The organism is Pseudomonas sp. 8AS, from assembly GCF_902506505.1.
In the GTDB taxonomy this organism is placed as follows: domain Bacteria; phylum Pseudomonadota; class Gammaproteobacteria; order Pseudomonadales; family Pseudomonadaceae; genus Aquipseudomonas.
The window spans coordinates 1240613-1253506 of the sequence record NZ_LR733406.1; the positions used below are offsets into that span (position 1 = coordinate 1240613).

Annotated in this window: 11 protein-coding genes; 8 read left to right on the forward strand and 3 right to left on the reverse strand. The window is 68.4% G+C overall.

All coding sequences use genetic code 11. The annotated features are described in order from the left end of the window. Nucleotides 1-50 precede the first annotated feature (50 nt). Nucleotides 51-395: a pilin assembly protein gene (locus GV001_RS05780; RefSeq protein ID WP_160078689.1), complete on the reverse strand. Its 345-nt coding sequence runs from the start codon at nt 393-395 to the stop codon at nt 51-53. Nucleotides 396-592: 197 nt separating this feature from the next. Here GV001_RS05780 and ppc point away from each other — a divergent pair, with 197 nt between their 5' ends. The 5 genes from ppc (at nt 593) to GV001_RS05805 (ending at nt 6087) form a co-directional block, all read left to right on the forward strand. Then, nucleotides 593-3229, forward strand: coding sequence for a phosphoenolpyruvate carboxylase (gene ppc / locus GV001_RS05785; RefSeq protein WP_160078690.1), 2637 nt, complete (start codon nt 593-595; stop codon nt 3227-3229). 159 nt (nt 3230-3388) lie between these two features. Next, on the forward strand, nt 3389-4036 hold the full coding sequence (gene adk, locus GV001_RS05790) for an adenylate kinase (RefSeq protein ID WP_160078691.1): 648 nt from the start codon (nt 3389-3391) through the stop codon (nt 4034-4036). Between the two features lie 88 nt (nt 4037-4124). Then, the gene (gene tsaB, locus GV001_RS05795) at nt 4125-4805 is read left to right on the forward strand and encodes a tRNA (adenosine(37)-N6)-threonylcarbamoyltransferase complex dimerization subunit type 1 TsaB (RefSeq protein ID WP_160078692.1); all 681 of its coding nucleotides are present in this window, start codon (nt 4125-4127) and stop codon (nt 4803-4805) included. Nucleotides 4806-4879: 74 nt separating this feature from the next. Further along, nucleotides 4880-5224 (forward strand): hypothetical protein, encoded by a 345-nt coding sequence (locus GV001_RS05800; protein WP_160078693.1) that lies wholly within the window; start codon nt 4880-4882, stop codon nt 5222-5224. After that, nucleotides 5221-6087: a DUF72 domain-containing protein gene (locus GV001_RS05805; RefSeq protein ID WP_178091845.1), complete on the forward strand. Its 867-nt coding sequence runs from the start codon at nt 5221-5223 to the stop codon at nt 6085-6087. Before GV001_RS05800 ends, GV001_RS05805 begins: the two co-directional genes overlap by 4 nt. A 21-nt stretch (nt 6088-6108) precedes the next feature. On the opposite strand, the gene GV001_RS05810 is transcribed toward GV001_RS05805, so the two are convergent. After that, nucleotides 6109-6900 carry a hypothetical protein gene (locus GV001_RS05810; RefSeq protein WP_160078695.1) on the reverse strand — a complete coding sequence of 264 codons (792 nt, stop codon included), beginning with the start codon at nt 6898-6900 and terminating at the stop codon, nt 6109-6111. Between the two features lie 124 nt (nt 6901-7024). On the opposite strand from GV001_RS05810, the gene GV001_RS05815 reads away from it, so the two are divergent. Further along, nucleotides 7025-7786: a class I SAM-dependent methyltransferase gene (locus GV001_RS05815; RefSeq protein WP_178091804.1), complete on the forward strand. Its 762-nt coding sequence runs from the start codon at nt 7025-7027 to the stop codon at nt 7784-7786. Nucleotides 7787-7947: 161 nt separating this feature from the next. On the opposite strand, the gene GV001_RS05820 is transcribed toward GV001_RS05815, so the two are convergent. Then, nucleotides 7948-8589, reverse strand: coding sequence for a TetR/AcrR family transcriptional regulator (locus GV001_RS05820; RefSeq protein WP_160078697.1), 642 nt, complete (start codon nt 8587-8589; stop codon nt 7948-7950). Between the two features lie 94 nt (nt 8590-8683). Between GV001_RS05820 and GV001_RS05825 the strand changes: the two genes are divergently transcribed. Together GV001_RS05825 and GV001_RS05830 are read left to right on the forward strand one after the other, a co-directional pair. Then, nucleotides 8684-9787, forward strand: a complete 1104-nt coding sequence (locus GV001_RS05825) for an efflux RND transporter periplasmic adaptor subunit (protein ID WP_160078698.1) — start codon at nt 8684-8686, stop codon at nt 9785-9787. A 4-nt stretch (nt 9788-9791) separates the two neighbouring features. Beyond that, nucleotides 9792-12863 (forward strand): efflux RND transporter permease subunit, encoded by a 3072-nt coding sequence (locus GV001_RS05830; protein ID WP_160078699.1) that lies wholly within the window; start codon nt 9792-9794, stop codon nt 12861-12863. Nucleotides 12864-12894 lie beyond the last annotated feature (31 nt).

The window sequence follows — 12894 nt, forward strand, 5'->3', positions numbered from 1 at the left end:
GGCCCGCACATCGCACCTATGTGCATGGCGCAGCCTGTGGGCGCGCGCTGTCAGTGCTTGGCGCCGTCCTGCTGGGCGCTCAGGGTCTGCAGGTAGCGGCGCGACAGGGCGAGAAAGCGCGGCGTCGGGCCGATGTCCTCGTACAGCGGGTCGCCCTGTTCGTCGGTGGCCACCACCTTACTGCCCTTGACGTAGGGCAGGCTGGCTTCCAGTTCCTCCAGGGCGGCGCTGATCAGTTCGCCGATCAGCTCCTCGCTGCTGCGCTTCGGATACATCTCGGCCAGCGCGGCCAGGCGCGCGGCGGACTCCAGGTCCAGGTGGATCTGGTAGTGGCTGGGCGTCAGGCGGCCCTTGGCGTTCTGCTCCCAGTGGCGGGCAAGCTCACGGATTTTCATAAACACCTCTACAGGCCCACTCGTGGTGGGCGACGGTACTGGCCGGGCACGGCACAGGCCCGACCGGCGGGCGCTTTTGACGACCGTTATGTTCAGCCTAGCTCGCGCTCGCCGGCTGTATCGCCATTCGTCGTGGACTTGTCAGAAATCGCCATGCTGGGCAAGCTGAAGCCTCTACCCCAGGGGAGTGCTCGGCCATGGCGGAAATCGATGCGCGCCTGCGCGAAGAAGTGCACCTGCTCGGCGAGTTGCTCGGCGACACCATCCGCAGCCAGCGCGGCGAGGCGTTCGTCGACAAGATCGAGCTGATCCGCCAGGGCGCCAAGGCCGGGCGCAAGGGCTCGGCCGCCGGCGAGCAGCAGCTGCGCGCCAGTCTCGACGGCCTCAGCGACGACGAGCTGCTGCCGGTGGCGCGGGCCTTCAACCAGTTCCTCAACCTGGCCAATATCGCCGAGCAGTACCACCGCATCCGCCGGCGCCGGCCGGGCGAGGCCGAGCCGTTCGAGAATCGCGTGCTGGCCGAGCTGCTGCAGCGCCTGCAGGGCGACGGGCACAAGCCCGAGCAGCTGGCCCGCCAGCTGGGGCGGCTGGATATCGAGCTGGTGCTGACCGCCCATCCGACCGAAGTGGCGCGGCGCACCCTGATCCAGAAATACGATGCGATCACCGCGCAGCTGGCGGCGCTGGACCACACCGACCTGTCCGCCAGCGAGCGCGGCCTGTTGCAGCAGAAGCTGCGCCGGCTGATCGCCGAGGCCTGGCACACCGAGGAGATCCGCCGCAGCCGGCCGAGCCCGGTGGACGAGGCCAAGTGGGGCTTCGCCGTCATCGAGCATTCCCTGTGGCAGGCCGTGCCGAGCTTCCTGCGTCGTGCCGACCAGGCCCTGCAGGCCGCCACCGGGCTGCGCCTACCGCTGGAGGCGGCGCCGATCCGCTTCGCCTCGTGGATGGGCGGCGATCGCGACGGCAACCCCAACGTCACCGCCCAGGTCTCGCGCGAGGTGCTGCTGCTGGCGCGCTGGATGGCCGCCGACCTGTACCTGCGCGACATCGAACAGCTGGCCAGCGAGCTGTCCATGCAGCAGGCCAGCGACGAGCTGCGCCGGGTGGTCGGCGTGCATCCGGAGCCCTACCGGGCCCTGCTCAAGCAGCTGCGCGAGCGCCTGCGCGCCACCCGCGCCTGGACCGAGGCGGCGCTGGCCGGCGAAGTCGCCCCCGGCCCCGAGGTGCTGCACGACAACCGCGAGCTGCTCGAACCCCTGGAGCTCTGCTACCACTCGCTGCACGCCTGCGGCATGGGCGTGGTTGCCGAGGGCGCGCTGCTCGACAGCCTGCGCCGCGCGGCCACCTTCGGCCTGTTCCTGCTGCGTCTGGACATCCGCCAGGACGCCGCGCGGCATACCGCGGCGCTCAGCGAGATCACCGATTACCTGGGCCTGGGCCGCTATGCCGAGTGGGACGAGGACACCCGCCTCGGTTTCCTCCTGCGCGAGCTGGACAACCGCCGCCCGCTGCTGCCGCCGCAACACCGGCCTTCGGCGGAAACCGCCGAGGTCCTGGCCACCTGCAGGGTGGTGGCCGGCGCGCCGGCCGCGGCGCTGGGCTCCTACGTGATCTCCATGGCCGGCGCCCCCTCGGACGTGCTGGCCGTGCAGCTGCTGCTCAAGGAGGCCGGCCTGCAGCGGCCGATCCGCGTGGTGCCGCTGTTCGAGACCCTGGCCGACCTGGACAACGCCGCGCCGGCCATCGACCGCCTGCTCGGCCTGCACGGCTACCGCGCGCGCCTGCACGGGCCGCAGGAGGTGATGATCGGCTATTCCGACTCGGCCAAGGACGCCGGTACCCTGGCCGCCGCCTGGGCCCAGTACCGTGCCCAGGAGGCGCTGGTCGAGGTCTGCCGCCGGCACGAGGTCGAGCTGCTGCTGTTCCACGGGCGCGGCGGCACGGTCGGCCGCGGCGGCGGTCCGGCCCATGCGGCGATCCTCTCGCAGCCGCCGGGCTCGGTGGCCGGGCGCTTCCGCACCACCGAGCAGGGCGAGATGATCCGCTTCAAGTTCGGCCTGCCGGACCTGGCCGAGCAGAACCTCAACCTGTACCTGGCGGCCGTGCTGGAAGCCACCCTGCAACCGCCGCCGGCGCCCGAGCCGGCCTGGCGCGCGGCCATGGACCGGCTGGCCGCCGACGGCCTGGCCGCCTACCGCGCGGTGGTGCGCGAGCACCCGCAGTTCGTCGAATACTTCAGCCAGGCCACTCCGGAGCAGGAACTCGGCCGCCTGCCGCTGGGCAGTCGCCCGGCCAAGCGCCGGGCCGGCGGGGTGGAGAGCCTGCGGGCGATCCCGTGGATCTTCGCCTGGACCCAGACCCGCCTGATGCTGCCGGCCTGGCTGGGCTGGGAAACGGCGCTGGGCAACGCCCTGCAGCGTGGCGAACAGGCCCTCATGACGCAGATGCGCGAGCAGTGGCCGTTCTTCCGCACGCGCATCGACATGCTCGAGATGGTCCTGGCCAAGGCCGACCAGGCGATCGCCGCGCTCTACGACCAGCGCCTGGTCGCCGACGATTTGCGACCGCTGGGCGCACATTTACGCGACTTATTGTCGCAGTCGTGCGCCATCGTCCTCGGCCTGACCGCCCAGTCGGAGCTGCTTGCCCACAGTCCGGAGACCCGCGAGGCGATCACCGTGCGCAACATCTACCTGGACCCGCTGCACCTGCTGCAGGCCGAGCTCCTGGCCCGTTCCAGGCAGCGCCAGGGGCCGGTGGACAGCCCTCTGGAACAGGCTTTACTGGTGACTGTCGCGGGCATTGCCGCGGGCCTGCGCAACACCGGCTAAGGCCTTTCGGACTGCTACTTTGGGTGGCTTGTGTGGCAGGGGGCTGCTGTGTATCTTGGTCAACCTTTTGGCCGCTCAGTGACGCCGAAACCCGAATATTGAGATTGGCCCCATGAGGCGAATCCGACGATTTCTAGTCATTTCTTGAGGAGCACATCGATGCGCGTGATTCTGCTGGGGGCGCCCGGTGCCGGCAAAGGTACCCAGGCTGGTTTCATTACCAAAAAATTTGGTATTCCACAGATCTCCACCGGCGACATGCTGCGTGCAGCGGTCAAGGCCGGCACCGAGCTGGGTCTGAAGGCCAAGAGCATCATGGAAAGCGGTGGTCTGGTCTCCGATGACCTGATCATCAACCTGGTCAAGGAGCGTATCGCCGAGGCCGACTGCGCCAAGGGTTTCCTCTTCGACGGGTTCCCGCGCACCATTCCCCAGGCCGAAGCCCTGAAGGAAGCCGGCGTGGTCATCGACAACGTGCTCGAAATCGCCGTCGACGACGAAGAGATCGTTCAGCGCATCGCCGGTCGTCGGGTGCACGAGGCCAGCGGCCGCGTCTACCACATCGTCTACAACCCGCCGAAAGTCGAGGGCAAGGACGATGTCACCGGCGACGACCTGGTGCAACGCAAGGACGACACCGAAGAGACCGTGCGTCATCGCCTGTCCGTGTATCACTCGCAGACCAAGCCGCTGGTGGACTTCTACCAGAAGCTGGCTGCCGTCGACGGCACGCCGAAGTACAGCGCCATCGCCGGCGTCGGCTCGGTGGACGAGATCACCGCCAAGGTGCTGGCCGCTCTGAGCTGAGCCTGCCACCCTGGATGAACCAACGGCCCGCTTGCGGGCCGTTGGCGTTTATACTGCATCCCCTTTTTTGCCTGACCGGATTGCCCCGATGACCACCCTGCTGGCCCTGGATACCGCCACCGAAGCCTGCTCCGTTGCCCTGCTGCATGAGGGCAGAGTGCTCAGCCATTACGAGGTGATCCCGCGGCTGCACGCCCAGCGCCTGCTGCCGATGATCCGCAACCTGCTCGACGAGGCCGGGGTCGAGCTGGCGGCGCTGGATGCCATCGCCTTCGGTCGCGGGCCGGGCGCGTTCACCGGCATCCGCATCGCCATCGGCGTGGTCCAGGGCCTGGCGTTCGCCCTGGACAAGCCGGTGCTGCCGGTGTCCAACCTGGCCGTGCTGGCCCAGCGCGCGCTGCGCGAGCAGGGCGCCCGGCAGGTGGCCGCGGCCATCGACGCGCGCATGGATGAGGTGTACTGGGGCTGCTACCGCGAGGAGCAGGGGGAAATGCGTCTGCAGGGCGTCGAGGCGGTGCTGGCGCCGGAACAGGTCAGCCTGCCGCGCGGCGCCACGGGCGACTGGTTCGGCGCCGGCACCGGCTGGGGCAGCTACGCCGCGCGCCTGGCGCTGACGCCGGCCGGTCAGGACGCCGGCATGCTGCCGCACGCCGAGGACCTGTTGCAGCTGGCCGGCTTCGCCTGGGAGCGCGGCGAGGCGCTGCCGGCCGACCAGGCGCTGCCGGTCTACCTGCGCGACAAGGTGGCGACTCCCAAGGCGGCGCCGTAACCCGGCGTCCGCCGGCAATTGCCAATTGCCGGCGGCGTCGTTAAATTGCCCCTATGTAGTTCGAGCAGTAACCGATGCGCATCGATGGCTTCACCTCCTCTTATTCGCTGGACCGCACGCCCCGCCCGGGCAGTGCGGTAACGCCTTATCGCGAAAGCCAGCGCGAAGTCGAGGTGCGCCGCGAGCTGCCCGCCAGCCCGGCCAGCAGCCAGGGCTTTGAGCAGACGCCGCAGCTGCGCCGGGTGCAGTCCAGCGGCGCCAGCAGCGACAGCCTGCCGGCGCGCAGCCAGGACGTACTCAGCCAGCAGCGCCCGCCGAATGCCAGGGCCAGCCAGGCCCTGGCCGCCTACGGCAGTACCGCCAGCTTCACCAGCGAGCGGGATGCCGCCGAAGTGCTTGGCCTCGATCTCTACGCCTGACCCCCGTGCTGCCTTACTTCCTTGGCTGCCCGTCCTGGAGCGAGCCGGCCTGGCGCGGCTCGCTGTATCCCGCTAGCGCCCGCAGCGGCGACTTCCTCGCGCACTATGCGCAGCTGTTCAATGCCGTGGAAGGCAACACCACCTTCTATGCGCGGCCCTCCGCCGAGACCGTGGCGCGCTGGGCGCAGCAGATGCCGGCCGGCTTTCGCTTCTGCGCCAAGCTGCCGCGCGATATCAGCCATGGCGGCGATCTGCGCGAGCAACTGACGGCCGCCGAGGCTTTCGTGAGCCTGCTGCGGCCGCTGGGCGCGCGCTGTTCGCCGTTCTGGCTGCAGTTGCCGGCCAGCTTCGGCCCCGCGCGCCTGGCCGAGCTGCCGGCGCTGCTCGACACCCTGCAGGGCAAGGTGGCGGTGGAAGTGCGCCACCCGGCGTTCTTCGCCAGGGGCGAGGAGGAGCGGGCGCTCAATCGCCTGCTCCACGAGCGCCAGGTGGAGCGCATCTGCCTGGACTCGCGGGCCCTGTTCAGCTGCGTCTCCAGCGCACCGGCGGTGCTGCACGCGCAGGCCAAGAAGCCGCGTCTACCGCCACGCCCCACCGCCTTCAGCGGGCAGCCGCAGCTGCGCTTCATCGGCCATCCGGAGCTGGCGGTCAACGATGCGTTCATGGCGCCCTGGCTGGACAAGGTGGCGGCCTGGATCGAGGCGGGGTTGCAGCCGTTCGTGTTCCTGCACACCCCGGACAACCTGCGGGCGCCGCACCTGGCGTTGCGTTTTCACCAGCAGCTGGGTGAGCGCCTGCCAGGCCTGCCGGCGCTGGCATTTGCCCACCGGCAGGCGCAGGAGATGCAGCTGGGGTTGCTCTAGCAGGCTTTCCTGGGTGCGGCTTCAGCGCCGCGCCAGCAGCAGGTCGGCGGCCTGGCCGTGGCGCCCGTCGGCGAAGTCGAAACTGCCGAGCTGGGCGATTTCGTCATAGGCGCCGAGGGCCTGCCGGACATCACGGGCCTGCAGCTGGATGGCGCCGACGCCGGCCTCGCTCAGGCTCTGTTGCTGCTGGCGGCCCTGGGTGTCGAAGCGCAGCAGGCGCAGGCGTTCGAAGATGGCGTCCTGGGCATCGATGCGCCCATCACGGTTGTCGTCGTACCTGGCCAGCTCGGAGAAGCCGTTGGCGGCGCCATGCTGGTCGCCGAACAGCTCGCGGCCGTCGTCGATGCGGCCATTGCCGTTGCGGTCCAGGGCCAGCAGGGCGTCGTCGCCGCTGGGCACGCTGATGCTGTCGGTGCGGCCGTCGGCATCCAGGTCGAAGCGCACGGCATCGTTCAGGCCGCGGGTGCTGAAGCCGTTGCCGGCCAGATCCAGGGCCAGCGGGTCGGTCTTCTGCGGCGGCGGATTGGCGTTGACGTTCAGCTCCAGCTCGCGCTGCTGCAGAACCTGCTGGAAGCTGGCGACCTGCGCGCCGGCCTCGACCGGCGGCGTCGCCGCACTGGCCTGGGCACTGCCGGGCTCGGTGGCGGCGCTGGCTGCGGGCGGCGCGGCCGGCAGCGGCTCGTCGGGCATCAGGGTGCGCCGCAGGATCTGGTAATCCAGCGAGTCGCGCAGGCCGGCATCCAGGCTTTCGTCCAGATTGTCGCGGCGCGCCTGGTGGGCGGCGCCATGGGGCGCGGAAACTACGTCAAACATGATCAACTCGATGCGGCTGGCGGCCACGGCGTCTGGCAAAATGCGGCGTCATGCCTGTATCGGCTGCCAAGCGGTCGAATTGAACAATTTTTGAGCATATTTCCTGATGAGCGACGAGCGGCATATGGCCAGAATCCGCGCCGAGGCCCTGGCGCCAACCTACCAGGCGGCCTGCGCCGAGTGGGCGCAGCGCCTGGGCTTGCCCCTGGATGGCGAGGCCGAGTTCGCCTTGCAGCTGGGCGGCGAGGGCCTGCAGCTGGCGGAGCTGGGGCCGCAGGCGCCGGGGCCGGTGCGGGTCGACTTCGTCGAAGGGGCGGTGGCGCACCGGCGCCTGTTCGGCGGCGGCAGTGGGCAGATGATCGCCAAGGCGGTCGGCGTGCAGCCCGGTGTGCGTCCCGTGGTGCTGGATGCCACGGCGGGTCTGGGCCGTGATGCCTTCGTCCTGGCCAGCCTGGGTTGCCAGGTGAGCCTGATAGAGCGCCAGCCGATCATCGCCGCCCTGCTCGAAGATGGCCTGGCGCGCGCCAGGCAGGATGCCGAGGTGGCGCCGATCGCCGCGCAGATGCGCCTGCTCAGTGGCAATGCCATCGAGCTGATGGGGCAGTGGCAGGGCGAACCGCCGCAGGTGATCTACCTCGACCCGATGTTTCCCCATCGCGACAAGAGCGCCCTGGTGAAGAAGGAGATGCGCCTGTTCCGCCCACTGGTGGGCGACGACCTGGATGCCCCGGCGCTGCTGCAGGCCGCGCTGGCCCTGGCGACCCATCGGGTGGTGGTCAAGCGCCCGCGCAAGGCGCCGATCATCGAGGGCGCCAAGCCCAGCTACGCGCTGGAAGGCAAGTCCAGTCGCTACGACATCTACCCGAAGAAAGCCCTCAAGCCCTGAGAACCTGTCTACGATCTCTTGATCGTTGGTCATGCTGCGTTGAAATCGGGCTCGGGCTGCTCATTTACAGCTCGTAAACTGCGCGCCCTCGCCCAATTTCGCCTTGCCTGGCTCTAGCTCAAAAGATCGTAAACAGGCCCTTGGCTGCGCCGCGCCCCGGCTCAGGGCCGATAGGCGCGCAGGAACAGGCTGACGATCTCGCGCACATGCTGCTCGGCCGCCGCCTCGTCGGCAAAGCTGGCGCCGCAGCCGATCAGCTGGCGGAAGTTGCAGCCGCCCTTGATCAGGCTGAAGAAGTGCTCGGCGGCGTGTTGCGGGTTGTCCACGCGCAGCTGCTGGTGGGCATTGGCCTGCTCCAGCAGGTGCTGCATGGCGTCCAGCATGCGCTGCGGCCCGGCGTTGTAGAACAGCTCCGACAGGCGCCGGTTCTGCGTGGCCTGGGCGATCATCAGGCGCAGCATGGCCACCGATTCCTCGTTGTTGACCAGGCTGTTGAGGCCGCGGCCGATGGCCAGCAGGGCCGCCTCGATGGGGGTGTCCGGCTGCAGGGTGAAGAACAGCTGGGGCAGCTGTTCCTCGCATTTCGATTCCACCGCGCAGGCGAACAGCGTCTCCTTGTCGGTGAAGTGGCTGTACACCGTGAGCTTGGAAACCCGCGCCTCGGCGGCGATCGCATCCATGCTGCTGCCGTCGTAGCCGTGGCGCATGAACAGGCGCTTGGCGGCTTCGAGTATGGCCAGGCGTTTGGCCGGGTCCTTGGGCCGTCCGGGGCCGCTGGATGACTGCAACAGTTTGTCGGACATTTCGCGTTTTAATACTGGACTGGTGAGTTTGCTATTTTTACTATACCGCTCAGTATAAGTATTCCAAGCGTTTCTTTGCGAAAGGTCACCCATCATGTTTCGCCATGCCTTGTCCCTCGCTGTGCCCGTATGCCTGATTCCTCTGCTGGTTGCCTGCGGCAACGGCGAGCCCGTCGAGGCGCCGGCGCGCCCGGCCATGGTGGTACAGCCTCTGCCGGCCGGGGACGCCATGGAGACCTACCCGGGCGAGGTGCGCGCGCGTTTCGAGCCTGAGCTGGCCTTCCGCATCGGCGGCAAGATCAGCAAGCGCCTGGTGGATGCCGGTGCGCGGGTGAAGAAGGATCAGCCGCTGGCCGAGCTGGACCCCGAGGACGTCAAGCTGCAGCTGGAAGCCGCGCGCGCCCAGGTCGCGGCGGCGGAGGCCAACCTCAAGCTGGTGCGCACCGAGCGTGATCGCTACAAGACCCTGCTGGCCCGCCAGCTGATCAGCCAGTCGCAGTACGACAACGTGGAAAACCAGTACCGCGCCGGCGAGGCGCGGGTCAAACAGATCCAGGCCGAGTTCAACGTGGCCAACAACCAGGCCGGCTATTCGGTGCTGCGCGCCTCCCAGGATGGCGTGGTGGCGCGGCGCCTGGCCGAGGTCGGGCAGGTGGTGGCCGCCGGGCAGACGGTGTTCACCCTGGCCACCGATGGCGAGCGCGAAGTGCTGATCAGCGTGCCGGAACATGCCTTCGAGCGCTTCCGCATCGGTCAGGAGGTCAGCGTCGAGCTGTGGTCGCAGCCGGGCAAGCGTTTCCCCGGACGCATCCGCGAGCTGTCGCCGGCCGCCGACGCGCAGTCGCGCACCTTCGCCGCGCGCGTGGCCTTTGCCGGTGGTGCGGTGCCGGCCGAGCTGGGGCAGAGCGCCCGCGTGGCGATCAAGGCCGAGGGCGAGGTGCCGCTGTCGGTGCCGATGTCGGCGCTCAGCGCCGAGAAGGACGTGCCCTTCGTCTGGGTGGTCGACCCCAGGGAGTCCAAGGTGGTGCGCACCGCCGTGCGCATCGGCCGCTATGGCCAGGAACGCGTGTCGGTGCTCGAAGGGTTGAAGGAGGGCGACTGGGTGGTCGCCGCCGGCGTGCAGATGCTGCGTGACGGGCAGAAGGTCAAGCCGGTGGACCGCGACAATCGCACCGTCCAGCTGGTCGCCGGGGAGTAAGCGCATGTCCTTCAACCTCTCCGAATGGGCGCTGCGCAACCGCGCGGTGGTCCTCTACTTCATGCTGGTGATCGCCGTGGTCGGCGCCATCTCCTACACCAAGCTGGGGCAGAGCGAGGACCCGCCCTTCACCTTCAAGGCCATGGTCATCCGCACCGACTGGCCGGGTGCCACCGCCGAGCAGATCTCGCGCCAGGTCACCGAGCGCATCGAGCGCAAGGTCATGGAAACCGGCGACTACCAGCTGGTCATGTCCTACTCGCGTCCCGGCGAGTCGGTGGTCACCTTCATGGCCCGCGACAACATCCTGTCGAAGAACATTCCCGATTTGTGGTACCAGATCCGCAAGAAGGTCGGCGACATCCGCCACACCCTGCCGCCGGATGTCCGCGGGCCGTTCTTCAACGACGAATTCGGCACCACCTTCGGCAATATCTACGCTCTGACCGGCGAAGGCTTCGACTATGCCGTGCTCAAGGACTACGCCGACCGCCTGCAGCTGCAGCTACAGCGGGTCAAGGACGTGGGCAAGGTCGAGCTGATCGGCCTGCAGGACGAGAAGATCTGGATCGAGCTGTCCAACGTCAAGCTGGCCACCCTCGGACTGCCGCTGGCGGTCGTGCAGCAGGCGCTGGAGGAGCAGAACGCGGTGGCTTCCTCGGGTTTCTTCGAGGCCACCACCGACCGTGTGCAGCTGCGCGTGTCCGGCAGCTTCGAGACGGTCGACGAGATCCGCGATTTCCCCATCCGCGTCGGCGACCGCACCTTCCGCATCGGCGATGTGGCCGAGGTGCACCGCGGCTTCAATGACCCGCCCGCGCCGCGCATGCGCTTCATGGAGCAGAACGCCATCGGCCTGGCCGTGTCGATGAAGGCCGGTGGCGACATCCTGGTCCTCGGCGAGGCGCTGGAACAGGAGTTCGCCCGCCTGCAGCAAACCCTGCCGGTCGGCATGGAGCTGCGCAAGGTCTCCGACCAGCCGGCGGCGGTGAAGACCGGGGTCGGCGAGTTCATCCGGGTGCTGGTCGAGGCGCTGATCATCGTGCTGCTGGTGAGCTTCTTCTCCCTCGGCCTGCGCACCGGCCTGGTGGTGGCGTTTTCGATCCCGCTGGTGCTGGCGATGACCTTTGCCGTGATGCACTACTTCGGCATCGGCCTGCACAAGATTTCCCTCGGCGCGCTGGTGCTGGCCCTCGGCCTGATGGTGGACGACGCGATCATTGCTGTGGAGATGATGGCGATCAAGATGGAGCAGGGCTACGACCGGCTCAAGGCGGCCAGCTTCGCCTGGACCAGTACGGCCTTCCCGATGCTCACCGGCACCCTGATCACCGCCGCCGGCTTCCTGCCGATCGCCACCGCGCAATCCGGCACCGGCGAGTACACCCGTTCGATCTTTCAGGTGGTGACCATCGCCCTGCTGGTGTCCTGGGTCGCCGCCGTGGTGTTTGTGCCGTACCTGGGCGACCGCCTGCTGCCGGACCTGGCCAAGCTGCATGCGAAGAAGCACGGCGGCAGCGCCAGCGGCCATGATCCCTATTCGACCACCTTCTACCAGACGGTGCGCGAAGTGGTGGAGTGGTGCGTGCGCCGCCGGCGCACGGTGATCCTGGTCACCGTCGGCCTGTTCGTCGCCTCGGTGGTGCTGTTCCGCTTCGTGCCGCAGCAGTTCTTCCCGGCATCCGGGCGCCTGGAACTGATGATCGACCTCAAGCTCACCGAAGGCTCCTCGCTCAAGGCCACCGAGGAGCAGGTCAAGCGCCTGGAGGCGCGCCTCAAGGAACACGACGGCATCGAGAACTACGTGGCCTATGTCGGCACCGGTTCGCCGCGCTTCTACCTGCCGCTGGACCAGCAGCTGCCGGCGACCCGTTTCGCCCAGGTGGTGGTGCTGGCCAAGTCGATCGAGGACCGCGAGGCGCTGCGTACCTGGCTGATCGACGTGCTCAACGACGAGTTCCCGACCCTGCGCACCCGCGTTTCGCGCCTGGAGAACGGCCCGCCGGTGGGCTACCCGATCCAGTTCCGCGTTTCCGGCGAGCATATCGACGAGGTCCGCGCGATTGCCCGCCAGGTGGCCGACAAGGTGCGCGAGAACAGCCATGTGTCCAACGTGCACCTGAACTGGGAAGAGCCGAGCAAGGTGATCTACCTGAACATCGACCAGGAGCGCGCCCGTGCCCTGGGGGTGAGCACCGCCGATGTCTCGCGCTTCCTGCAGAGTTCGCTGTCCGGTTCCAGCGTCAGCCAGTTCCGCGAAGGCAACGAGCTGATCGAGATACTCCTGCGCGGCACCGTGCGCGAGCGCCAGCAGCTGGAGCTGCTGCCGAGCCTGGCGGTGCCGATCAGCAACGGCAAGAGCGTGGCGCTGTCGCAGATCGCCACCCTGGAATACGGCTTCGAGGAAGGCGTGATCTGGCACCGCGACCGCCTGCCGACCGTCACCGTGCTCGGCGACATCTACGGTGGCGAGCAGCCGGCCGGCCTGGTCAAGCAGATCCTGCCGACCCTGCAGCCGATCCGCGATGCGCTGCCCAGCGGCTACCTGCTGGAAGTCGGCGGCACCGTCGAGGACTCGGCGCGCGGGCAGAAGTCGGTGAATGCCGGCATTCCGCTGTTCATCCTGGTGGTGATGACCCTGCTGGTGCTGCAGCTCAAGAGCATCTCGCGCTCGGTGATGGTGTTCCTCACCGCGCCGCTGGGGCTGATCGGCGTGACCCTGTTCCTGCTGGTGTTCCAGCAGCCGTTCGGCTTCGTCGCCATGCTCGGCACCATCGCCCTGGCGGGGATGATCATGCGCAACTCGGTGATCCTCATCGACCAGATCGAACAGGACATCGCCGCCGGCCAGGATCGCTGGCACGCCATCATCGAGGCCACGGTGCGGCGCTTCCGCCCCATCGTACTGACCGCCCTGGCGGCGGTGCTGGCGATGATCCCGTTGTCGCGCAGCGTGTTCTTCGGGCCGATGGCGGTGGCCATCATGGGCGGCCTGATCGTCGCCACGGCGCTGACCCTGCTGTTCCTGCCGGCGCTGTACGCGGCCTGGTTCAAGGTCAGGGAAGTCGAGGCGTAAGCTCGAGCAAGCAAGAGAAAGCCCCGTACAG

What these genes read in the sequence shown, in the direction of transcription:
- GV001_RS05780 (WP_160078689.1), bottom strand. Translation starts at nt 395, where the DNA reads ATGAAAATCCGTGAGCTTGCCCGCCACTGGGAGCAGAACGCCAAGGGC.
- ppc (WP_160078690.1), top strand. Translation starts at nt 593, where the DNA reads ATGGCGGAAATCGATGCGCGCCTGCGCGAAGAAGTGCACCTGCTCGGC.
- adk (WP_160078691.1), top strand. Translation starts at nt 3,389, where the DNA reads ATGCGCGTGATTCTGCTGGGGGCGCCCGGTGCCGGCAAAGGTACCCAG.
- tsaB (WP_160078692.1), top strand. Translation starts at nt 4,125, where the DNA reads ATGACCACCCTGCTGGCCCTGGATACCGCCACCGAAGCCTGCTCCGTT.
- GV001_RS05800 (WP_160078693.1), top strand. Translation starts at nt 4,880, where the DNA reads ATGCGCATCGATGGCTTCACCTCCTCTTATTCGCTGGACCGCACGCCC.
- GV001_RS05810 (WP_160078695.1), bottom strand. Translation starts at nt 6,900, where the DNA reads ATGTTTGACGTAGTTTCCGCGCCCCATGGCGCCGCCCACCAGGCGCGC.
- GV001_RS05815 (WP_178091804.1), top strand. Translation starts at nt 7,025, where the DNA reads ATGGCCAGAATCCGCGCCGAGGCCCTGGCGCCAACCTACCAGGCGGCC.
- GV001_RS05820 (WP_160078697.1), bottom strand. Translation starts at nt 8,589, where the DNA reads ATGTCCGACAAACTGTTGCAGTCATCCAGCGGCCCCGGACGGCCCAAG.
- GV001_RS05825 (WP_160078698.1), top strand. Translation starts at nt 8,684, where the DNA reads ATGTTTCGCCATGCCTTGTCCCTCGCTGTGCCCGTATGCCTGATTCCT.
- GV001_RS05830 (WP_160078699.1), top strand. Translation starts at nt 9,792, where the DNA reads ATGTCCTTCAACCTCTCCGAATGGGCGCTGCGCAACCGCGCGGTGGTC.